17 protein-coding genes and 1 tRNA gene are annotated in these 23,711 nt (G+C 36.6%); 3 read left to right on the top strand and 15 right to left on the bottom strand.

Features of this window, described 5'->3' with window-relative positions; genetic code table 11:
* Window positions 1-30 precede the first annotated feature (30 nt).
* From E4O01_RS01585 to E4O01_RS01570, 4 genes are read right to left on the bottom strand one after another with little or no spacing between them, the layout of a single operon-like run.
* Window positions 31-1,632 carry an ATP-binding protein gene (locus tag E4O01_RS01585; RefSeq protein ID WP_253693618.1) on the bottom strand — a complete coding sequence of 534 codons (1,602 nt, stop codon included), beginning with the start codon at window positions 1,630-1,632 and terminating at the stop codon, window positions 31-33.
* A 54-nt stretch (window positions 1,633-1,686) separates the two neighbouring features.
* A complete protein-coding gene (locus E4O01_RS01580) occupies window positions 1,687-2,967 on the bottom strand; it encodes a retroviral-like aspartic protease family protein (RefSeq protein WP_253693615.1) in 1,281 nt (426 codons plus the stop codon).
* Window positions 2,968-2,992: 25 nt separating this feature from the next.
* Window positions 2,993-4,108 (bottom strand): M56 family metallopeptidase, encoded by a 1,116-nt coding sequence (locus E4O01_RS01575; RefSeq protein ID WP_253693612.1) that lies wholly within the window; start codon window positions 4,106-4,108, stop codon window positions 2,993-2,995.
* 1 nt (window position 4,109) lies between these two features.
* A complete protein-coding gene (locus E4O01_RS01570) occupies window positions 4,110-4,478 on the bottom strand; it encodes a BlaI/MecI/CopY family transcriptional regulator (protein ID WP_253693608.1) in 369 nt (122 codons plus the stop codon).
* Window positions 4,479-4,896: 418 nt separating this feature from the next.
* On the opposite strand from E4O01_RS01570, the gene E4O01_RS01565 reads away from it, so the two are divergent.
* The 3 genes from E4O01_RS01565 to E4O01_RS01555 are packed head-to-tail and all read left to right on the top strand — an operon-like array spanning window position 4,897 to window position 9,181.
* Window positions 4,897-6,717, top strand: a complete 1,821-nt coding sequence (locus tag E4O01_RS01565; RefSeq protein WP_253693607.1) for an ABC transporter ATP-binding protein — start codon at window positions 4,897-4,899, stop codon at window positions 6,715-6,717.
* The gene (locus E4O01_RS01560; protein WP_253693605.1) at window positions 6,710-8,539 is read left to right on the top strand and encodes an ABC transporter ATP-binding protein; all 1,830 of its coding nucleotides are present in this window, start codon (window positions 6,710-6,712) and stop codon (window positions 8,537-8,539) included. The genes E4O01_RS01565 and E4O01_RS01560 overlap by 8 nt, the downstream gene beginning before the upstream one ends.
* Before the next feature lie 45 nt (window positions 8,540-8,584).
* Entirely contained in the window at window positions 8,585-9,181 is a 597-nt protein-coding gene (locus E4O01_RS01555) for a J domain-containing protein (RefSeq protein ID WP_253693603.1), read from the top strand.
* On the opposite strand, the gene E4O01_RS01550 is transcribed toward E4O01_RS01555, so the two are convergent.
* The 11 genes from E4O01_RS01550 to E4O01_RS01500 form a co-directional block, all read right to left on the bottom strand.
* Window positions 9,171-10,859, bottom strand: a complete 1,689-nt coding sequence (locus E4O01_RS01550; RefSeq protein WP_253693601.1) for a motility associated factor glycosyltransferase family protein — start codon at window positions 10,857-10,859, stop codon at window positions 9,171-9,173. The two genes, E4O01_RS01555 and E4O01_RS01550, sit on opposite strands and share 11 nt — an antisense overlap.
* A gap of 2 nt (window positions 10,860-10,861) precedes the next feature.
* Entirely contained in the window at window positions 10,862-12,394 is a 1,533-nt protein-coding gene (locus tag E4O01_RS01545) for a peptidyl-prolyl cis-trans isomerase (protein ID WP_253693598.1), read from the bottom strand.
* Between the two features lie 121 nt (window positions 12,395-12,515).
* A tRNA-Lys gene (locus tag E4O01_RS01540) sits at window positions 12,516-12,588 on the bottom strand.
* A 179-nt stretch (window positions 12,589-12,767) separates the two neighbouring features.
* Entirely contained in the window at window positions 12,768-13,565 is a 798-nt protein-coding gene (locus E4O01_RS01535; protein ID WP_253693596.1) for a TPM domain-containing protein, read from the bottom strand.
* A complete protein-coding gene (locus E4O01_RS01530) occupies window positions 13,566-14,258 on the bottom strand; it encodes a TPM domain-containing protein (RefSeq protein ID WP_253693593.1) in 693 nt (230 codons plus the stop codon).
* A 216-nt stretch (window positions 14,259-14,474) separates the two neighbouring features.
* A complete protein-coding gene (gene mnmG / locus E4O01_RS01525) occupies window positions 14,475-16,361 on the bottom strand; it encodes a tRNA uridine-5-carboxymethylaminomethyl(34) synthesis enzyme MnmG (RefSeq protein ID WP_253693591.1) in 1,887 nt (628 codons plus the stop codon).
* Between the two features lie 30 nt (window positions 16,362-16,391).
* A complete protein-coding gene (locus E4O01_RS01520; protein ID WP_253693588.1) occupies window positions 16,392-17,684 on the bottom strand; it encodes a M18 family aminopeptidase in 1,293 nt (430 codons plus the stop codon).
* A 97-nt stretch (window positions 17,685-17,781) separates the two neighbouring features.
* Window positions 17,782-19,803, bottom strand: coding sequence for a lipoprotein 17-related variable surface protein (locus tag E4O01_RS01515; RefSeq protein WP_253693586.1), 2,022 nt, complete (start codon window positions 19,801-19,803; stop codon window positions 17,782-17,784).
* Between the two features lie 170 nt (window positions 19,804-19,973).
* The gene (locus E4O01_RS01510) at window positions 19,974-20,669 is read right to left on the bottom strand and encodes a YgjP family zinc-dependent metalloprotease (protein WP_253719310.1); all 696 of its coding nucleotides are present in this window, start codon (window positions 20,667-20,669) and stop codon (window positions 19,974-19,976) included.
* A complete protein-coding gene (locus tag E4O01_RS01505; RefSeq protein ID WP_253693580.1) occupies window positions 20,666-21,736 on the bottom strand; it encodes a DUF2804 domain-containing protein in 1,071 nt (356 codons plus the stop codon). The genes E4O01_RS01510 and E4O01_RS01505 overlap by 4 nt, the downstream gene beginning before the upstream one ends.
* 86 nt (window positions 21,737-21,822) lie before the next feature.
* Entirely contained in the window at window positions 21,823-23,481 is a 1,659-nt protein-coding gene (locus tag E4O01_RS01500) for an ABC transporter ATP-binding protein (protein WP_253693579.1), read from the bottom strand.
* Window positions 23,482-23,711: the final 230 nt, after the last annotated feature.

Below are 23,711 nucleotides of genomic sequence, written 5' to 3'. Positions count from 1 at the left end.
AGTCTTCGCATTTATGCTCACAAATTGGGCTCATATTATTTTCCAATCTTTGATAGTTCTTTTTTCTTCATCAAAGCTTGCACCGATAAGAATAATTTGTTTACCGCTTCCCGAATACTTATCTGCATAATTTTTTTCTTTGATTTGTTTAAGAGCATCTTCGGCGTTTGCATTTGAGGTAAGTTTAAACTCAAAGATATAAACCTTGTCTTTTAATTCTACAATACAATCAGCCCTTCCGGTTGCACAATATACTTCCGTGTGTACAAACCGGTTCATCAAAGCGAATATAAGATAGACAGCTGTCTGATAGTTTTGTTCACGCAGGGCTAAATCTTTTTCGGTTAAGTTATCATAAGGAATTCCCGATATTATGCCCTTCATCTTTTCCATAAATAAATCTACATTCCCTTCTCTTACAGCCTTGGTAAATTCCATAACGGAAAAACCTGTTTTATCGTAAGTGATCGAAGTATAGGCAGGAAGTAAATTATGTAAAAAGCCGTAGCGCACCTCATCATTGGGAAAGCCTAAGCGGTAAAGTTCAAATTCCTTATCATAATCTTTAATCGTAAGATAACCCGATTGAAACAAGATTGGTAACGGGTTTACGGCCTCAGCTCTATAGGTTTCTAAACCTGCCTCATTCATTTTTACGTTTCCGTCAAGGTCGGGAATATTGTAATAAGCCCTTTTTAAGTAGTCCACCAAAAAAGTCGGAGTGCCTGTTGCAAACCAATAGCTTGAAAATTCTCCGGAAGCAAAAACACTGATAAGACTAAATGGATTATACATTGGCTTTCCTTTTCTTGCAAAAAGGTAACCGTCATATCTTTGCTTTAAATTTGTAAGAGCTTCTTCATAGTTTATGTCATTTTTTTCTGCAAGAGATTTAATTTCAGGTTCAAACCCGGCTTCAAGTTCTTCTTGCGAAATACCGCAGATTGCCGAATAATCGGACAATAGGCTTAAATCCCGCAAATTGTTTAAATCGCTGAATATGCTGACCTTACTGAATTTTGTAACTCCGGTTAAAAAAGCAAAACGGAGATACTGATCTGCACTTTTGATAACTCCGAAAAAGCCTTTAAGGATTGTACGGTAGGTTTCGTTTAGGGCTTCATCCTTCCACATGGTTTGAAGCAAGGGTTTATCGTATTCATCTATGAGAACGACAACCTGCTTACCGGTTTTTTCATAAGCTCGGCGGATAAGGCCGGCAAAACGGCTTGGAAAAGTAGTCTCTGCAGTTTCAGTCCCATATTCTTTTTCCCATAAAGAAAGATGAGTGTTTAAAACGGCTTCAAGGCTTTTGATATCCATATAGCTTTCGGCGTTAAAGTCCAAGTAGAATACGGGATATTTCTGCCAAATTTCTCTTTTGTCCTTTTCGGTCTCTTCAAGTTTCTCAATCGCTAAACCCTTAAAGAGTTCTTTTTGACCGAGAAAATAAGCCTTTAAAGTTGAAAGCAAAAGGCTCTTCCCAAAGCGGCGCGGACGGCTTAAAAAGTGAACTTTACTGCTGTCAACCAGCTTCCAAATAAATTCGGTTTTATCGATATAGATAAAATCTTTTGAACGTAAATCTTCAAAACTTTGAACACCTATGGGCATCTTTCGTATCGTACTCATAGTTAAATTATATCAAAAAAAAAAGAAATTTACAACATAAGCAAAGTTTAAAATTTATTTAAACAAAATAACCTCTCCTCGTTTATAACTTATAAGAACCGGCTGTGAAGACAAAAAGGGATAGCCTAAAAGTCCATCATAACTCTCAGGTCTTTTTCTTAAATGAGAAATATCCGAAAAAGAAGTCCTTAAATTTTTATATACATTTTTACCAACTATTAGCTTTTTTAATTCTCCTGTATATATTTCTTTTTTAATGCCTGCGGCCCCTCCAAGCACATCTTTTTGTTTATTTTGCAAAAGATATTCCAAATCATTAAAATAAGAGCTGTCTATCAGGTTAGTCTCTGCTCCGGTATCTATACCCATTTGATATGCTTTATTTCCGATTAAAACTTCAATCATAGGAATATGACCTATCATTTTACAAGAAAGTTTAGAATTCGTTTTTAACTTATTATTTTTTATAAAATCATCAATATGCTCAGGATTAATGAGTGCTAAAGTTTTTTTTGAATAATCTAAAAAGAAATCATATTCTTTTAACATATCATACCCGATTAATCCGTATATACCGTCCGTTTCTAAAGTTTCTTCAAGATGACTCATATCAAGAATTACCGTTTTTTGATTTTTTATTTTGCTGCCGGCAAATTCCAGTTCTTTTACGGTAACTACATCCATATTTGAAATTGAAGCATTACCGCTGACATCCTGTAAGCTGCCTAATTTTTTTTTGCTTTTATCCAAACCTTCAACATATTTTGAATTCAAAATAGAAAACGAAGCTCCGCTGTCCAATAAAAATAATCGGTTTTCACCGTTCAAGAATACCTCAACAAGAGGAATATTTCCTGCAAGAATTATTGGAACGGATATAAGATTAGCTTTATTATACTCTATGGTTCTTTCTTCCGGTGATAAGGTTTTTACCCTTATTTTCATAAGTTCAGCTCCAATAAGTAAATTATCCTTATTAAAAATAAACACGGAATCTTTTTTTCCCACTTGTGAATATTCAATCGAATACTCCAAAATCAATTTATCGGCTTCAAGCCGGCTTTCTTTTTTATGATATGAAACTATTGATCCTACAGCCGATACTAATTGCTTAAATATAGTCTCTGCCAAATTACCGCTATGTCCTGCAACTGAAAAATCTTCAGATAAATACGGCAGTATCTTAGTTAAAGATTTTTCATTACAGCAATCCATTGCTATTTGTACAATTTTTTCGCATTCAGTTTCAGTTTGTGCAAATACGCTGCTAAAAACAAATAAAAATATTAAGAAAAAGCTTAATATTTTAATTAATTTACATTGACTTCTTTTCATTTTAATACTCCTTAAAATATAAAATTTATTCTGAATTATTGTTTTTATCAATTTTAATTACCGAAATAATCTTTCTTTCTTTTATTTTGCCGGGTAAATTTTTAATATCATAACTAGTTATTTCTCCATTGCCGTTTATCATATAAACTCTAGGTTTAGAGCCGGCTGTTTTAAAAGATTTTTTTTCGGAGGCTGCAAAAAGAAAGCTTACACTCAATACTAATAGACAAGAAAAAACCGTGATAATCTTAGACTTCTTTTTTATTCTCATAATAGATAAAATTCTCTTCTCTATTAAACTTTTATTAAAAAAATTACAAACAGGTATAAAAGAGCTCTTTATTTCTTCCATTCTAATTAAAGCATTGGCGTATTCTTTTTTTGATTTCCTGCCGAAATATTTGATAACCGATTCATCGCAAGATAATTCGATATCTCGGGAAAGCAAAATATATAAAATCCAGACAAATGGATTAAACCAATGAACGGCAACCGAAATTGTTGCAATTATTTTTATAGCGGAATCAAAATTTTTAATATGTACATACTCATGATATGCGATATATCGGATATCTTTATCATTGATTAAGTTATAATGTTCAGGGATAATTATAACAGGATTAAAAAGTCCATATGTCAGCGGTATGTCTATTTTATCGGATATGAGTATTTTAATTTTTCTTCGTAAAGTATCAAAATTAAGTATAGCTTCAGTCTCTTTCTGAGAAAGAACCATCGATGATCTTGATTTAATTATAAAACGAAGATATGAATGTAAAAAAAATAAGGCACAAATAAGAGAACCCGCAATCCAAACCCAAATAAACCACGGCGGTAAGTTTTTAAAAAAAGGAAAAATCGATTCTTTTTCATAAAGCAGCATTTTTAAATCCGAAATACTTAAAACCGAATCATTTTGAGTTAAAAAACTAAGAGCTGAGAGTATGTTCTTATTAGAATTAAAAACAGAATAGATACTAAACCTAAAAGGAATTGAAAAGGGTAATAAAAGGTGAATAATGCTTATAAACCATAAAATTACAAAGGTTCTTTTAGGAATTTTATCCGGCATAAATAAGCGGATGAGCATAATAACAAAAATTAAAAAAATACCGGTTATACTTTTTTCCATTAAAATCATATCAAGCCTCATCATCAAAATCTTTAACTATTTGCTTTAATTTATTTATCTGAGCCTTCGACAGTTTTTTTCTGCCCAAAAGTGCCGAAAAAAGTAAATCTGCAGATCCGTCATAAATTTTGTCTATTAAATTTTTTGTCTCAACTTCTTGAACTTTTTGTTTTGAAATCAGAGCCTTACACATAAAATTAGGCTCAACACGCTCAATTGCACCCTTTTTAATACAGCGGTTTATCAAGGTATAGGTAGTATTCACATTCCATCCAATTTCTTCATTCAATATCATAGAAATTTGTTTTGCAGTCATCGCTCCCCTATCCCAAAGAATATTCATCACTTTTAATTCAGAATCAAACAGTTTTATTTCCATATACTACTCCGGTAGTTTCAGTTTATTTTAATAAAAATAATCAAACTTGTCAATACTACTACAGTAGTTTATCAGGGTAACCGCACCAGAGTTTCATCTTCGCAAAAAACATAGGCTGTTCAACCCGCCTTTCGCCGCTATGCGGCTGCAAGAGGGGTATTCACAGCCTATTTTTTTGCTATTTTGTTCCCCCTATGATGCGGTTACCCTGTTTTTTTGAACAAAAGAGCGAAATTTTGTTTAAAATTTCGCTCAATAAGGAAGCCAACCGCTTCAGCAATCTGGTGCGGTTGCCCTGAGTAGTTTATATAAAAAAATCATATTTTTTTTATATATTTCAGTAAAACACTTGACTGATTTATTCAAGCGTGTTAGAATGAGTTAACTTATTTAAAAGCTAAAAGAAAAAGAGGGAATTATGGAAAAAAGAGTCAAAAAATTAAGTTTTCTTAATAACATCTTCTATTATTTGGGTATCTGGTTAAAAACCTTCCCGGCAGGTATCGTCTTTATACTTATCTCTATACCTATCCGCATTTTTATGATTTACCAAACCATCCTTATTCCGAAAGCCATTATACTGGGTATTGAAACGGGGGCAGAAGCTAAGGAAGTTTTACTTTCCATATTGACGGCAGGACTCTTGATAACTGCCTGTAAAGTTATCTTACAGGTACTTGAAACAAAACTGATGGCCCTAGGTTCCCGTCCCTTATTCTATATTTATTCGGTACCTGTAAATAGAAAAATCTTTGAACTTAATTACCAAACCCTAATTTCTCCCGAAATGCAGACAAAGATAACCAAGGTAAAAAACATAGTTATGACGGGAAGCTCAGGCGGCCCCTTTCATTTTTTTGGGCTCAACCTATCCTTTCTTTTAACTGCAATTGCCGGAGCCTTTTTCTTTAGCTCAGGTATCATAAGTATCGACTTAATTCTTCTATTTATAGTTTTGGCTTCAGGGACCGTGAATTTATTGTATGGAATATACATAGGAAAATACACTCACAAAAATATGGAAGAGCGGGGCGATGACGAAAAAAAAGAGGGATATATTCTTACAACTGCGGAAGACAGACGCTTTGCAAAGGACATACGGCTTTATAAAATGAAAGATTGGCTCATCGAAAACTTTGAGCACTATCACAGGCGGGTAAAAAAATTTTTAAAAGCAGAATCCAATGTGCAGGCAGGAGGAAAAATATTAAACGCCTTAATGATTTTTATAAGAGATATTTTTGCCTACATTTACTTAATTTATCAATTAAATGCGGGAACCATTGCCGTTTCTCAATTTGTGTTTCTTATAGGCTTGGTCATGGAATTTTCAAAATGGATGGACGCCGTTGTTCTTCAAATAAGTAATCTGATTATATTTAACAGCGAATTAAGCCAAATAAGAATTTTTTTAAATACTCCTGAAGAAAAAAAAGAAGGGGACTTGACCGCAAACGATACTGCCGAAAAGCCATCGATCGAATTCCAAAATCTTTCCTTTAGGTACTCGGAAAACACTTCATGGATTTTTAAAGACTTTAATTTAAAAATTAATCCGGGAGAAAAGTTAGCTTTGGTCGGAATCAACGGAGCGGGAAAAACAACTCTCATGCATCTTTTAATGGGGCTTTTAGAACCGACAGAGGGAAATATTTTAATTGACGGGAAAAAGAGTTCCGATTTTAAAAAAGCAGAATACTATAATTTATTTTCCCCCGTATTTCAGGATATAAATATTTTTCCTGAAAGTTTTGCAGCCAATGTTGCCGGAACGGAAAGTATAGACAAAGAGAAATTAGAAAATGCAGTTGCTTTAAGCGGCTTAAACGAAATGGTTTCTAAACTCCCCAGAGGACTTGAAACTGTTTTAGTAAAGGAAAGTAATGACGAGGCTATCGATTTATCGGGAGGACAAAATCAAAGAATGCTTCTTGCGAGAGCTCTCTATAAAAATGCAAAAATAAATATATTGGACGAACCGACGGCTGCCTTGGATCCGGTTGCAGAAAGTAAAATATATGAAGAATACGACAAGATGAGTAAAGAAAAAACTTCTATTTTTATTTCGCACCGGCTCGCATCTACAAAATTTTGCGGCAGAATTATTTTGCTCGAACACGGAAAAATAATAGAAGAAGGGACTCATAATGAGCTTATGAAGCAAAACAAGACATATAAAAGAATGTATGATATTCAAAGTAAGTATTATAAAGAAAATAAAGGAGATGAAAATGAATAGGCTTAAAAGATTTTTTAGAATGTTTTCTTATTTTGAAAAAATAGAAAGAGGTTCAATGTGGAGTAATATCTTTTTTTATATTATAGAAGCCGTAAGGCCCTTGTGTCTCCTATATTTATCCAAGATAATAATTGAATCACTAATCAGCCAAAAATCAATAAATGAAGTTTTAAAATCAACTATTATTCTTTTAACCTCATTTATGCTTTTGTCGATAATTGCAGGAGTTTTAGAAAAACGATTTATGTACCACTTAAAATGTTTTTCTAAAAAGCATACTATGGAAAAAGCTCTTAAAGTTTTAAGATTAAATTTTGAACTTACGGAACAAAACGAATTTCAAAACGAGTTAAATGCAATTAAGCAATTTGAACGTTTTATAGTTTTTTCTAATAGTGATTTTATGAGAAAAACGGGAACCTGTGTAGGAGGTTTTATAGGAGCAGGTACTGCCTTATATTTTTTTATAGATCTTTTTAACTCCCAAGGTTTCATGGGGCTTTCCGCAGCATTTATAAATTGGTCATTTTTAATTCTCTTGATAGCCTTTAACATAATTTCTTTTTATGTATCAAAATATATCTATGAAAAATTCGGAGTGCATATTTCGGGTGAAGTCAAAAAAAATTCCCGCTATCTAAAAACCTATATGGATTTAATTTATGATTATAGAACAGGAAAAGATATCAGATTATACGATAAGGACTTAGCCGAAAAGTATACAAAAACCTATCTCGCAATGCAAAAAAGTTCTCATGATTTTATGGCAAAGTTTTTTTCGCGTACCATCGGTGCACTAAGACTCCTTGAAGGGGCTCTTTTAATCTTAGTTTTTTTATTTGTAGGCTTAAAAGCTATTTACGGTTCCATTCAATTAAGCGAGGTATTCTTTTTCATAGGAGCTATAAACCTTTTTTCTGCTCAAATAAGGGAGGCGGCGGATGGATTAACCACCCTCGTTCCTTCAGATAAATCCCGCCAAAAATTATTAAACTTCCTCGATATAGACGAAAAAAAATACTCAGGGAATCTTTCAATAAAAAAAGATGCTCCCCTTATATTTGAATTAAAGAATTTAAGTTTTAAATACCCCGATCAAGATAAATATGCTCTTAAAAATATAAACCTAAAAATAGATGCGAACCAAAAACTTGCGATGGTAGGTAAAAACGGCTCAGGAAAAACAACCCTCATCAAATTACTTGTAAGACTTTACGAGCCGACTGAGGGCGAAATACTTTTAAACGGTGTAAACATAAAAGACTATGACTATGATGAGTACATAGATATTTTCTCGATAGTCTTTCAGGATTTTAAATTATTATCACTTAAATTAGGAGAAAATGTAGCGGCCTCAAGCACATACGATAAAGAAAAAGTTTCCGATTCCCTTTCAAAAACAGGTATGGAAGATTTTTATAAAAAGCACGGAAGCGAAGCATACCTTTATCAAAATTTTGAAACAGAAGGTATTGAGGCTTCAGGAGGCGAAGCTCAAAAAATTGCAATGGCACGTGCAATCTATCACGGAGGAAAGATTTTTATCTTGGATGAACCGACGGCAGCCCTCGACCCTATTTCGGAAGCTGAAATTTATTCTCATTTTGATACTATAACCTCAAAAAATAATGCCATCTATATTTCGCACCGGCTTTCTTCATGTAAATTCTGTGACCAAATCGCAGTTATGGATGAAGGTAATCTTGTCCAATACGGAAATCATGATGAATTGGTTTCAGATACACGAGGAAAATACTATGAGCTTTGGAGCAGTCAAGCAAAATATTATCAAGAAGAGGAAAATGTGGACAAAGATTTTTAAATCTCCAATTGACTATTTTCAGAACTGCTATTATAATCATTCTGTATGACATCACAGGATAGCTTCAAGGATGATATAAAAAATTTTATTAGTATATCACAAAATATTTCAAGAGAGGAAATAAAAAAAGAATATTATAATCTTGTAAAAAAATATCATCCCGATATGTACACAAACAATAAATCTCAATACGATAAATACATGATGATTTTAAACCATTTGTATTCAAATATAAAAACAAACTCCAAAACCGAAACTAAAACAGCATCCGACGAATATGAAAAAATGAAAGTAAATGGAAAATATACATTTATTAACAGAGACAAAAAACCGGAACATGTTTTGGACAAATCACTTTTTCTATATAAAATGGGATTGGATAAAATATTTTGGTCACGAGATTATCTTTGTGCACATCCTTTGTCTGAAGGTTTTGGTGATGAAATAGTAATCAAAATATCTCAAGCTCTTTATCTGGCCATTAAGTATTTAACGGACTCAATTAAACTAGGAAAAAATAATAATTGGATAAACGAAGCAAAAGAAAAAATTCAATGGGCCTATGAAATGAATAGCCGCATTACAAGAAACTTATATGATATAAATTCCAATAAAGCTGTAGGTTTTTCACTTAACCGATAAAATTTTCATTTATCAGATGTGTCTTTAAAAAATATTCTATCTCAATTCGTACACGGGATAAAAAATGCTTATCCAAGATTGTTTCGGACAAAGAATTATAATCAGGAAAATGAAGATATAGATATGGCATAGACAAAAGAAGTTCTTTTATTTCTTCATCGGAAGAATTCAGCTTCCCCGTAAAAATATTTTTAAGTTTAAGGAGTTTTTCTTTTTCGTAAGTTAAAAAATATTTAATTTCTTTTTCTTTGTTTTTATAATCAAAGGCAATAAAATTTATTTTATCATCATTTTTATTTACAAAAAAAGATTTTTCATAACTCGAATAAAAATCATCGATTATTTTTTTTGCCTCATTAAGGTTTATTTTTTTTGAATTTATTTCCAAACCTGATTGTCCTACATCAAAAAAATTTTCTTTAAAAGCAAAAAACTTTTTATAAAGTTCGGCATAATTTTTTAAGTTTGGAGAAGTAAAAACAGAAGCCTCGTCCTTTCCTTTTTCACAAATGAGTTTTTCAGGGAACAAAGATTCTCCCGAATACAGCCCTTTTATTTTAGAAAGATCCGAGAACAAATTTTTAACCTGATAACTCAGCTTTGAATGACTAAAGCCGCATCCCCACGAAAAATCAAGACCTGTGTGAAAAATAGGAAGGCCGTCAGAAGCCAACCTTTCGGCAATGGCTAAGGCAGCAAGCCCAACTGAACCCATAGCCTCAAGCCTTAAAGGTAAGATATTTTTTTCTTGTAGACTTGAAAAAAAATAATCGGCAAGGCTATCTTGAGCCGCATAATCGGTAAAGAAAAAGACTTTATCACCGTTTAACTTTGCAAGCAAAGTAGGATTTGCCGTAAGGTCTGCAATAATGGGAATACCTAAATCTGCAATACCGATAAAGGCCTTTTGGATCCAATATTGGGATTCAAGCAAAACAACAGCATCAGGCCTTATTTCGGGATAGAGTCCTGAAAGTGAGGCATCGACTGCAAGTACAAAAAAACTATCCCGATTTTCTTTTATAAACTCGATCGAGGAATCAAGAGAAGGTCCCGACCCTACGACAATAATAGGTTTTCTAACCGATTTTTCGATTAAAGAGCCGAAATGAGAATTTGTCTTTACAATAGAATAATAATTTTTAAAAAAATTGCGGGCATAATTTCTGCCGAATTGAATTAAGGTTAATCGGTTAATCCATGTTTGCGAAATATATTGAGAAATAAAATCAAAGGCTTGAGAATAAAAGGTTTGATTTAAAGCAGCTCCGCCTGAAAAATCTATCCTTATAACACGCCTGATTTTTTTTCCTTTAATAAAATTTTCAAGCCGGCTTAATAAAAGATTTATCGATTCTGTTCTTAAATACAAAAATCTAGTATCTTCTAAAATAGTTTTATCGATCTGTGATGTTGAAAGACTCATCAACTCTTCATCGGCTTCTAAACCGAGAAGAAAAGAATTGTGTGGAAGTTTTTCTAAAAGTTCTTTTAGTCCGTATCCTAAAACAGGTGATACACAAAGCACCAATGTTTCGCTTTGAATTACAATAGAAGATATTAATTGTAGAATATTTTTTTGCGGTGAGCGTTTTGAATATAAATACTTTCCCTGATATAAAACCGAAAAACCTGAGTCAATCGGAATGAGCTCAGGCTTTTCATTATTTGTTGTCATTATTATTTAAATAAGTTCCCAAAATTATCTTGGAATTTGGAATTCGAAAAAATATAATCCATAAAGGTTTTATGAGCAATCGGAAGAGGATAATTCATACCCTGCATTCTCATAATAGCTGCTATGTGATAATAAGGGAACCAAGCACCTGCCTGATTTTGATAATCGGTTTTGGTTCGGTCAAGAGTATATTCATCAATTTCTTTTTCTTCTTCAAGAGTCAAAACGGCAATTTGAGAACCTGCAAGAATCGGCTCTGAAATTTCTCCTTTCTTTAGTCTGAAAGCCTTTTTAAAAAAAGATTCATTTTTTTCAAGAGCTGCAAAAATACCCTGAACGGGAAGAGGCGGAAGAGAGCTTGCATTTCCATAATTTATTCCAAAGCTGTTTGAAGTTTCAATTGTTAAAGCTGCTTCTTTAAAATCTTCGGCAGCTTTTTCAAAGCCTGAAGTTCGTGCTTTTTCCGCGAATTTACCCGCAGTCTGGAGAACATAATCTTCAAGAAGGCCTTTCTCGTTACGAGTCATGTAAGTTCTAATATTTGAAATAAGAATTTCACTTTCAAAATCAGGAAGAGAAGGCTCGGCGTTGCATCTTACAATTCCGAACATACCGTTTTGCATAGAAACAACGGGACTCAATTCTGAAGGCTTTAAGGCCAAAACAGATTTAAGGTGTTCATTGTCGGGAAAATATCGATTTATGTCGTTTCTATAATTTGAAGTAATTTTTCCGTTATCATCAGTAAGAGTTTTTGTTGCATTTAAAATGACGGCATCTTCAAAACTTACATCTCCGTTTTTAAGCGAGACAAGCATCTTTTTTGCTTCTTCTTCGGTAGGATAACTCAATAAGGATAAATCATAAGTTGTAAAAAGATCGCTGTGTTCTTTTCCGTATTTTATAATTTCGGAAGAAGGATATAAATTCAAATTAAAAACAACATATCTGAAACTTCTTTCTTTTTTTGCCATATCGACGATGAAGGCCGTTTCTTTTGAAGAAGTTTTAAGTCCATACCCTATTCCGTTTCCGAAGAGGTCTTCAATATATCTGTTATCTTTAATATATTTTTCGATCTCTTTTCTGTAGGCAACTCTCGTAGTCTCGGGAGTTTGCTGATATCTTGTTTCGGAATAAACACCGTTTTCATCCAAGTAATAGTTTATTAAATCCTTGTTTATGCGGAACTGCGGAACCCTATATCCGGCATTTATAACCTCATCTTCCATAGCAACCTGTACAACAGCTGCTCTAAAAGCCAAATAGGAAATTTGCTGCCAGAAGGATTCTCTCATTTGTGCATCTTCGGGCTCCATTTTTTGGCGCTCAACATAATTAGCCAAAAAGTGATACTGATCAATAAAAGGAGATGATGGACCGTTATCGATTCTGACATTACCCCATTTTCCGACTACGGTAAAACCTTGAGAAGCACGGTCCGTTACCATAGGAGCCACAACAAAGGCGATTACACCCAAAACAAAAACAATAATGCCCCCTACGGAAGCAGCAATCTTTTTTGAACTAGCCATATAAACCTCTAAAAATGTAAATTTAGACTTAAAATAGAATAGTACCACTTATGCAGCCCCTTTGTCAATACATCAGGCACAGGGCAAAAAAAAACGGAACCGATATAAACCGATTCCGCTTTGAGCTATTCAGGATTCGAACCTGAGACCCACGCCTTAAAAGGGCGTTGCTCTACCTACTGAGCTAATAGCCCATTTTGTATTTGCAACAGGGGCTATAGTATCACAGGTTGAAATAAATGTCAATACCAAATCACTCAAAAAAGCATATTTTTTGATTTTTTTGACCCAAAACTCAAATTTCAGTTAAAATTTAAAACAAATTTTTGCGAGCCTGAATGTAATAGTTACTTGTAACGGTTACTTGTAACAGTTACCAGCTTCCCGAAGCACCTCCGCCGCCGAAGCTGCCTCCGCCGCCTGAATAACTGCTGCTGCCGCCTCCGGAATATCCGTCTCCTCCATCGGAACCGGAAAATTTAAACACACTTCTTGAAGTAAACAAATTCTCCGTTATTTCCCGGCCGGTAAAGCCCTGCAAGCTTACTAAGCGGAACAAAATCCAAAAGAAACACGGAATAAGCCTGCAAATAATAAACCAGAAGGCAAGCATAAGCAAGAAGCCAATAATGATGGTAAAACCATCAAGTTCTTCTTCCGAAGAATCTGTGTCAGGTAAAAAGTTTTCATCCTGTAATGCATGGCCTGCAATAGCCTTTACACCAAAAAATATTCCGTCACCGAAATTTTTGGATTTAAATTCAGGTGCAATTATATTGCGTATAATCCGTCCGGCATCGGCATCCGTAAGATATGCTTCAAGTCCGTAACCGACTTCGATACGCATTTTTCTATCATTGACGGCAACAAGCAGCAAAACACCTGAGTCTTTTTCTTTTGAGCCCAGCTGCCACGTTTCTACAACACGCAACGAATAATCTTCAAGGTTTTCATCTTCAATAGACGGAATAGTAAGAACAACAATTTGCACATCCGAATTTTTTTCAATTTCAAAAAGAAAATTCTCTATTTCGTTTTTTTCACTATCGGATAAGACTCCGGCTAAATCGTTTACAGGTCCTTTAAGGTTAGGCACATTGAGGCCAAAAATTTTAAACAAGAGCAAAAACAAAAAACAAAAGATGAATAGGTGTTTAATATTTCTTTTCATTTATTTCTCCAAGACAACAAGCCCGTCAGGGTATTCATTAGGATTTCCCGTAGTTTTAGGAAAATATTCGGATAAAATTTTTCCGCATTCGTCCACTGCAGCACAAAGACTTTTTGCGGCATTCTTGGATTTTAAACCTTCGGTTATTATTCCGCAAATACCGTTCCATGTTTTTTGCTCCACCTTTGCAGCAATACCGGAATCTGCAATAATAAAGACCTTTCTTTCAAGAATGGAAACAAAAATCAAAACACCGGTTCTTTCGGCAGTCTTATAAATTCCGCATTCTACAAAATGTTTCAAAGCTCTTGCATAAACTCTTGCTTCTTTAATCCGCTTCGGAATTATTAGTCTATCGAGGGCCGGAATATTTATCAGCAAAAAGAAAAAAAGCATTATAATCCAAACGCCGGCACCGATTACTGCTGTAAGAATCTTAGGTGAAGGATACCAAAGTTTTTTTTCAAGCAGGTTCCAAATGCTGTCTCCAAAATAAAGCATTATAAAAAATGAAACAAATGCAAGGCAGAACGCTGCAAACATTTCCACAAAGGAGTAAGAATCGCTTTGAGGAATAACAGCCAAAGCAATCTCGCCGTTTGTATTTTTTTCCGCCTCTGCAACGGCATTTTTAATCAAATCTAAATCTTCATGTTTGATATGTATTTTATTTAATATTCGATTATTTTCCATAAATTATCTCCGAAGTTTATTCTATCATGTTTAAATAAAAATCACAAGCCGTATAATCCTTATTCAAATGCCGAGTTCACTAAAACACCTTTGCTGTTTTAGCCTCTTGTAAATAGGCGGAGCAGATTCAAGGCATGAACAAAAAACACCCGCAGGCGTGCTTTTTGCACGTCGAGGACTGTTTTTGGTGAAGTAACACAGAAGATGCCCGCATATTTACAAGAGTATAGACAAAAGCATAACATCCGAAGGCCTAATCCCCCTAATCCTGCTTGCTTGACCTATGGTTTCGGGGCGGACTTCTTTTAGGCGGTTTCTTGATTCGGTAGAAAGGCCTGAGACTGCATCATAGTCAAAATCGGGAGGAATCTTGGTGTTTTCCATACGCTTAACCTTAGCTATCTTCCTGTTTTGAACGGCTATGTAGTGCTCGTACCTTATTTCAAGCTCGGCCGATTCTAAAAGTTCTGCACTGTAAGTATGAGAGCTTTTATCTATTTCACTGATACATTCAAGGGAAACTTGAGGGTCATGGAGGGCTTCGGCAAGGCTCTTCCCGATATGGTTTTTAAGCTCAGGATGCTCCGATACAAGCTCCCTCGTAATTTTTATATCCTGCCAACCTGAGATTATTTTTTCTCTCTTTAAAAGCTTTTCCTTTAGGCGGCCGGAAGCCTCCTTGGTTTGAAGGCCTATTTGGTAGGCCCTTTCGGTGAGTCTTTCATCGGCTGTGTCGTGTCTTAGGTTAAGCCTGTACTCCGCACGGGCGGTAAACATTCGGTAGGGCTCATCCACACCTTGGGTTACAAGGTCATCTATCATAACGCCTATATAGGCCTCATCCCTCTTTAGCACAAAGGGAACATATTTTTCATCCTTAAATTTTAGAGAACGCGAAAAAAGGGCTGCATTTATACCGGCTATTATGCCTTGCCCTCCGGCTTCTTCATAGCCTGAGGTTCCGTTAATTTGCCCTGCCAAAAAGAGGCCTTCGATACGGCGGGTTTGAAGGTCCGATGAAAGCTGAATGGGCGAAACATAGGCATAGTCTACGGCATAGGCCGGGCGCGTAATTATTACGTCCTTAAAGCAGGGAATGGTTCTTATCATCCTATCCTGAACATCTTCAGGGAGGGAAGAAGAAAGCCCGTTTATATAAAGCTCTTCCGTGTTTAGGCCTTCAGGTTCTATGTAGACATGGTGGCGGTCCCGTTCGGGGAACTTTTTAATCTTATCTTCGATGGAAGGGCAGTAGCGGGCTCCCGTACCCGTGATCTTACCCGAAAAAAGGGCTGCCCTGTGAAGGTTCTCCCTTATTATATCGTGGGTTTCGCTGTTTGTGTGGGTGATGTAACACTTGGCATAGGGTCTGTGTATTTCGGCATTTGCAAAAGAAAAGGGGCGCATAATCTCATCGGCCTCCTGTTCTTCGGTAAGGGAAGGATCAAAGGAGCGGCGGAGAATACGCATGGGCGTTCCCGTTTTAAGTCTCCCGACGGTAAAACCTTTTTTTGCCAAGGCAGGGCCGAGGCCGAGGGCTGCCCTTTCTCCCAATCTTCCATCAGGGGATTCGTACTCGCCTATGTAAATCTTCCCTTCCATAAATGTGCCTGTTGCAAGGACTACAGCCTTAGCGGAAAATTCTCTTCCCCTTTCCGTCCTTACACACTGAACGCTCCCCCTTTCGACATAGCCCGACTCATTTGTGTTTGAAGAAATTATGTCGATGACGGTATCCTGAAAAACATGGAGGTTCTTTTCAAGCTCAATCGCGTGCTTTGCAAGTTGAGAATAAAGGAATTTATCGGCTTGAACTCGCGGAGCCTGTACTGCAGGGCCCCGGCTCTTGTTTAAAAGCCTGTACTGAATCATCGAGGCATCGGCGAGACGACCCATTTCTCCGCCCAGAGCATCTATCTCGCGGACTATGTTTCCCTTGGAGATACCGCCTATCGAAGGATTACACGAAAGGCGGCCTGCGCTGTCAAGGGTTTGGGTAATGAGCAGGGTTGCTTCCCCCATTCTGGCGGAAGCTAAGGCGGCTTCAATGCCTGCGTGCCCTGCTCCTACGACGATTACGTCATAATCGGAAAATCTATACATTTACTCATCAATCTCTTAATTTATCAAAATCTATTTATAAAACTCTGCAAAGGCCTTTGTAATGTATTCTTGATCTTCGGTGCCTCCAAGTTCGCGCACGGAATGCATACCGAGGATGGGGTTTCCGATATCGACGCTCTTTATGTTAAGGTTAGAAAGAGAAATCGGGCCTATGGTCGAGCCTCCTGCAACATCCGAGCGGTTTACATAGTTTTGACAGGGAACTCCTGCCCTTGCACAGATATCTTTAAAGATTCCGCCCGATATTCCGTCCGTTGTATAGCTCATGGAAGCGGCGACCTTAACGGCCGGCCCCTTATTCATCAGGGGGAAGTTTGTAATATCGTTTTTCTCCGTGTAGTTGGGATGAAGGGCATGGGCCTGATCGGCTGAAACCAAGAAGGACTTGGCCAAGGCCTTTTGCAATTCTTCGAAGGCATTTCCCTTTGAGGTTGCAACTATTATTCTTTGCAATGTGTCGTGGAGGAAGGGGCTGCCTGCTCCCTGAGCTGTCCTTGAGCCGACCTCTTCGTTGTCGAAAATGGCTGCAACCTGCACAAAGTTTGAAGGAAGGGCATCGCCTAGGGCATCGATGGAGGCACAGGCCATTCCGAGGTTGTCGATTCTTCCGACCGAGAAGAATTCGTTGTTTGCTCCGACAAAACAGCCCGGCTGTCTGTCGTAAAGGTAGAGATCAAAGTCCAAAATCTTGTCCACACTTACGCCTGCTTCTTCGGCGATAAGGTTCATCAAAAAGCCCTTTTCTTCAAGCTTTTCGTTTATCAAAGCAACTAATGGAAGGGTGTCCTTTTGCTTATTGTATTTATAGCCGTCATTTACTTCCCTGTTCATGTGAATGGCTAGGCTCGGAATTGTCAAAAGGTTTTTATCGAAGTTGATAAGCTTAACTTCAGGCCTTAAAAGGTCGTCCGTTTTTATTACGACCCTTCCTGCTGCCGAAAGGGGCCTGTCAAACCAGGTTGAAAGGATAACCCCTCCGTAGCCTTCGGTGTTTAGTTTTAAATAATGGTTGTTTACCTTAATTTCGGGATTGGGCTTTATGCGGAAGGTGGGAGAATCGCTGTGGCTTCCTACAATCCTAAACCCGTTTTCTGCATTACCTGACTTAGGCATCTGCCATGCAATCAAGGCACTTCCGTTATTTGTTACAAAATATCTTCCTTGAGGTTTTAGCTCAAAGGTGTCTTCTCTGTTTAAATGAACAAAGCCCTTTGCTTCTAAGAATTCACCTGCATTTTTGATTGCATGGTAAACTGAGGGGCTCTTGTCGATGAACTTCATCAATGCTTCCGCTTTTTTCATATATTTAGGCTCCTTAATTATTCTAATATATTGGTGTTGAGGATTATATCAAAATATGGAATTAGAAGCAATATCAAATTTAAAACTTTATTCTAAGCTAATTTCTTGGGATATATGGATTTCTAATAAGGGTAATAGGTTCTCCGGTACCTAAAAAATTCATTTTTATTTCAAGATAGTCACTTTGGCGTTCTTTTTTTAAGTTTATGCGTGTAATAAGGAGCAGCTCACCGCTTCGTCCTACCGATAAAAACTTATTGATCGGATTTGCTAAAAGTTCATGTAAATTTGCATCCCCATTAAGGCTTAAAATAAAACCGCTGTTATTTTCATAGTCCAAAGCCGTATTGGAGAATGTCAGCCAATCATTTTCCCCTTTATTTCCTTGTTCCCGCACGAGATACATATTTTCCGGTATGTATTTTTTTCTCCACGAATTAAGAGTTCCCGGGTTTCCGTCTTTGTCATTGCTTTTTACGATAGAAAAACCGAATAAATCTTTTATTGTTTCTTCATTTACCTGTCTAAAGCCTGTTACTTTTACGGTATTTTGCCTTAATGCAAAATTTATATTATCTGTATCACCGATTATCTTGTTTGAAGCAACATAATAAGTTAATGATAAAGAGCCTTCATAATCATCAACTTCAATTCCTCCATTTCGAGGTTCTGAAATTCCTATATTGAGCCCGTCAAAAGTTAAATACTTATTCGGTTTTTTTTCAGTGTAAAGTTTTCGGTATTTTTCTATTGCCGAATCGTTAAATAATTCTTTGGGTGGCCTGCCCGTTACAACGGCGTTTGCATAAAATTCCGATGCAAAGCGGTGAGGATAAACTTTTACAACGTCATTACGTTTGTTTAATTCATTTAAGATATGAATATAAACATCATTTTCGCTAAAATACTTTACAGGCTGTAAAAACCCGGCCAGACTGAAAGTTTCTATTTCTTCTTTTTCCGTTTTATCCGTATCGGTTTTTAGCTTATATTTTATGTTAAAAATAGGTATAATTTTTAAAGTGGTATTATCTATTTTTTCGAGTTCGGCTGTCATATTATATGAATCATGGTCACCTAAAATGATTATTTCGTTGAATAATCGGTTCCCTTTATGAAGCATAAAGGATAAGCTTTCTTTAAAGAAATTTTCAATATCGGAATTTGCTCTTTGAATGTAGTCATCAATTAAAAGATTTTCTTCAATACCTGCGGTAAAATCCAAATCTTTTTTATAAACCGATTCGGGCGGATTAACATAAGGATGAGAAAAGCCGCTTATTCTCATTTTTTTGCTGAACGGTTTTTCTTTGTATGTTCCCTTTATATAAACCGTAAAGATCCCTTTTTTATCGTCATAGTTAAGAATTTTATTTTCTTCAAAAATAAAATTACCTATGGTTTTATTTGAGGCTTCTTTAATTTTTTTTGCAGCGGCTGAGGCGGTAATCTTTGTTTCGGTCAAGGAAAGGGCCGAAAAGAGATATTCTTCTTTTATGTCGATAAGCCCTTGAGGAGGGAGAGATTCTTTAAAGCCGCTGATTGTAAAGGTTCTGATTTTAGATCTTAGATGATTCTTTGTAAGATAAAAGGTGATTTCTACTTCTTTTTTTTGTGAATTATATTTTTTTGCAATGTATTGTATAGAATATTGTTTTTTATATCCCGATGCAATAAGCTTGTCTGTTGTAAGCTCATCAAAGCTTATTTTTTCGATATCCGGAATGCTTAATACTACCTTATCGGCTTCAATGTTTATAAGCTCTTGATCACTTAGGTTTTGCTCCGGAGCTTTAAATCCGATTATAGTAAAAACCTTTGATACCGACTCCGTTCCCGCTTTTTTTAATGATACGGTAATGTAGACCTCTCTTTTTTCGCTGTCAGCTTCTATTTTTTCGTAATTTATTGCATAAACATTGGCATTAAAACCATAGGCCCTTATGTCTTCTTGCCTTAGCTCTCCTGCCGTTATGTTTTCTTTGTTTTTGATTTCAAGCACAACTTTTTTTAACTCGTTATTTATGTCTTCTTGTTTAGAAAGGGTTTTATGATCACAATCGGTTAAAAATAAAAAGAGGATTAAACCTATAAATGCAAGTTTTGTCAGTTTTTTCATGAGGGGACTCCTAAATTGCACCATTGTTAGTTAAAAATAATGATGCAAAGTAAGGGTAAAACAAATTATAAGTAAATAAGGTTACTTTGTTTTTAATTCATCAGAGAGGGAATACAAGACTTCAACGATTAGCACAAAGCATGATGCTTAAATTAAACTATGATAAAAATCTAATAGTCTTCCGAATTTAACATCTTTACCCTTTCCTTCCAATCGGGGAGGTATTTGGTCATGTAGCGCTTAAAGCGGTCGTTGTGGAGCCTTTCTTTAAAATGAACAAACTCGTGAACCAGCACCATTTCGGCACATTCGCAAGGGAGGGCGGCGAGTTTTGTGTTTAAGGTGATTATGCCGGTATAAGAATTGCATGAGCCCCACTTGCTTTTCATATCCCTGTATTTTATCTGGGAGGCGGATTCTTTTATCTTGGCTTCCCAAAGCGGGAGGATTTCTTCAACATAGAGCTCCAGCTCTTTTTTATAGAGGCGGTTCAAAATTGAAGGGCGTTTTTTGGGATCGGCTCCGGGAGGTTCTTTTAAATAGATAAAATCGTCATCGACTGCAACGCTTGCGTTTTTTTTGGCACGCAGTATTTTGATCTTATAATCAGCCCCCCATAAACTTACAGTAGAGCCGTCCTTCAATGAGGCCTTTACATTTTTCTTAAAAATCTTTTCCTCAATTCGTGATTGATGTTTTTTAATCCATGCGATGTTTTCTTTAACAAAGTTCAGGGCCTTGCTTTGAGGATAGTTTTTAGGAACATGGATACAGGGAATGGCCGTTTTGGGCGATATGGTAAGCCTGAGTTTCCGCCCCTTGGATTCGGCCCATTCGATTTCGATCCCTTCTATTTTAATCATCATATTCTAAGATTGTATTTTTTGGCAATGCCGGGAAAGGACTTTAGCTTTAGCTCTTCTCCGTCGGCAGTCAAAAGGGTTCCTTCAAAATGACCGTAAACGGTGCTGTACTCTGTCCTAAAAACGGCGGCATTTACACGCTTGTAGTTCTTTGAAATAGGAAGAAACACAAGGTCTACCATGCTTTCGGTGTCCTGTATTATCCACTTTCCCATAATTCCAAAGGGGCGTGTTATTTTAACAGGCGGAAGCGGAGTGCGTTTCCCGTCATAAAGCATTATGTTGTCGTTGTATTTATTACTGTCGGCAGCTATCGAATTTGCGAGATAAAAAACCAAGGATTTGCCGTCGAGTTTGCCGAGACCGTTTACAAGGGTACGCTTTGCCCTAAACCCGGTGTAAGCCTTTCTTACATCAAAAACCCCTACGGCTGTCTCTTTTTTTAGCTGAATGTCTTCGTTATAACCCAAACTTATCCAGCCCTTTACGGTACCGGTCTGCATGTACATGGCCATACAGCGCCGGCTTACATAGTTGGGAATTACGCAGGAAAAATCAGCCGCATCCTTATCCCGAATATCCAAATCGAGGCGGCCCTCGCATGAGGGGCGGGAATCATGAGCCAAAAAGTCAAAGTCGGCATGAAGCTTCCCGTGGGAAAGACGGGAAAAGATACGGGCATATCTATAAGGTTTCCGGCAGGCTGTAACACTGTAGCTTATGTGCTTAGGAATATGAATAAAACCGCCCGGCAAGTACTGCCGGTAAGCATATTTTTGCTGAGTTTTACGAACCCAAAAGGTTGTTTCCATAAAGGAGAAGATATAGCACGAAAAAAAGGCCATTTCGCCTATTATCTCATCATCGCAAAACAAAAACCTCATCGTTCCCGAAATTCGGGCATTGGAAATTATCCTAGGGAGGGGCAAATTACCGAAAACCCGATAGAGCCCTTTTATATCGAATTTTTTAAAGCAGCCTGAAAAGGTTCCGAAATTCGATTTTCCGTTTTGGACAGGCTTATCGGGTGCAGGTTCTATCTTGCGCGTGTACAAGTTATCATTAGCCATAAAAAGAATGTTAGCACAATTTGCAAAAAAATAAAAGCCTTTTCACTAATGAATTTTTAAGTTTTGCAAATAGCGCTTTTCCGCTTCTAAATATCGGCTGATCCGTCTTTTACGGTAATAATCTTGTCCGCCCTAGCCTTTAAGGCTTCGCTTACATGGTGCGAAATTATTATACAGGTTAGTTCCTTTTGGGATAACACGGTATTTTCTATTTCGGCACTTGTTTCCTTATCTAAGGCGGAGGTTGCTTCATCCATCAAAAGAATTGGGGAATCCTTTACCAATGCCCTTGCAATGGCTATGCGCTGTTTTTCTCCGCCTGAAATTTTCGAGGCTCCCTCGCCTATCCTTGTTTCAAGTCCGAGAGGAAGGCCATCGATAAACCTTTGCAAGCCGGCTTTTTTACAAGCCTCTTTTATTCTTTCATCGCTTATTTCTTCATAAAGGGCAATATTGTTTTTGATTGTATCGTCAAAGATAAAGGGAGACTGATGCACTACCGAAACAAGCTTAAAATAAGAGGCATCGGGAATCTTGCGGATGTCCGTTCCGTCTATTTTTATAAGCCCCTCATAGCCGGTAAATTTTTTATATAAAAGGCTTAAAAGAGTGGACTTTCCCGAACCGCTTTCCCCGACAATTAAAACCTTTTCGCCTTTTTTTACGCTAAGATTTATATTTTTTAAGGCAGGAAAAGCACCTCGATTTTCTTCATAATCTTCATCCTCGCCATCTTGAGGATAGCTAAAACTTAAATTTTCAAAACTTATCGAATCTTCAAAGGAAGTTTTTGCTTCTATATCTTTGAAAGAGCCGTCCTTTTCTTCCATATTTAAAATTTCATCAAGGTCTTTTATTACCGCTTTTGAAGCTAAAAGCGAAGTTATGTAGCGTGTCAGGTTACTCAAAGGGTAAACGATAAAGACAACAAGCTGGCTTGCGGCTATTATTACCGAGATTTTAAAAAAGCCCAAAAGAACCAAAACGGCGCCTAAAAAGAAAACGCCTATGTAGGTTATGTTGGAAAGTAAGTCTCCTAGGCTTCCCATAAAGCCGTTCATGCACATGTCTTTAAAAGAAGCTTTTTTATAACCGGTGTTCGCATTGCGGTGAAGAATCTCGATTTTTTCCTGAAGGTTATAGGACTTAATCAGATCAAAGGCGGAAAATATTTCTTTTAGGGTAATGGTGTAGTTTTCGCCCCTTTCAATATAGTCTCTTTCGGCTTCAGCTACAGGCTTCACCGTAAATTTGGGCACAATGAGCTGGATAAGACCGGTAAAAAGCACAAAGAGGGAAAGTCTCCAATCCATAATCGAAAGCCAAATAACAGAAACTACCAGCTGTAAAAATGAAGGATAAATTCGGAAGATTGTCCAAAAGTAAGATTCTTCCAGTTTTTCGACATTCTTTGTAAGAAAGGCAACATAGCTCCCCGAATTGCGCGAGGCGTATTCGCCGGTGCTCATGGTTAATATTTTTTTCATCAAGGCTTCCCTCAATGAAAAAACCGCTTGTGCACCTGCTTTTTCGTGCACCCTTTTAGTCACAACATCGACCAAAAAGGAGATAAGGAGATAGGCTGCTGTGCCTATGAGGTACAAGTGCAGCTTTTCGATAGTTCCGTTTGTTGCATAGTCTATTGCCAGCATCATCACATACGAAACTCCTACTTCCAACGCAGTGGAAAGGGCCTGCAAGACAAGGTATAAAACCATATACCATGTCTTTAAAAATTTGAACATAAGGTTCCTCCAAAAACTCGGCAGATAAACAGTGAGGCAGAATTCCTGCCGAACATTCACTTAACTTACAAACGAGCTCAGTCACGTTTGTAAGCGTTGAAGCGGGTATTAGAAACCCTTCCATAAATTAACATTTTTAGAATCCTTTACAATTAAATCAAGATTTTCAATCATATTCTTTATTTAGATAACTCTTCATATTTAAACTCTGTAAGTTTCTTCTACCATTT

The sequence above is a fragment of the Treponema sp. OMZ 790 genome (assembly GCF_024181285.1).
Lineage (GTDB): Bacteria > Spirochaetota > Spirochaetia > Treponematales > Treponemataceae > Treponema_B.
The sequence above is the reverse complement of the archived record's forward strand: the minus strand, read 5'-3'. Positions and strand labels throughout refer to the sequence as shown.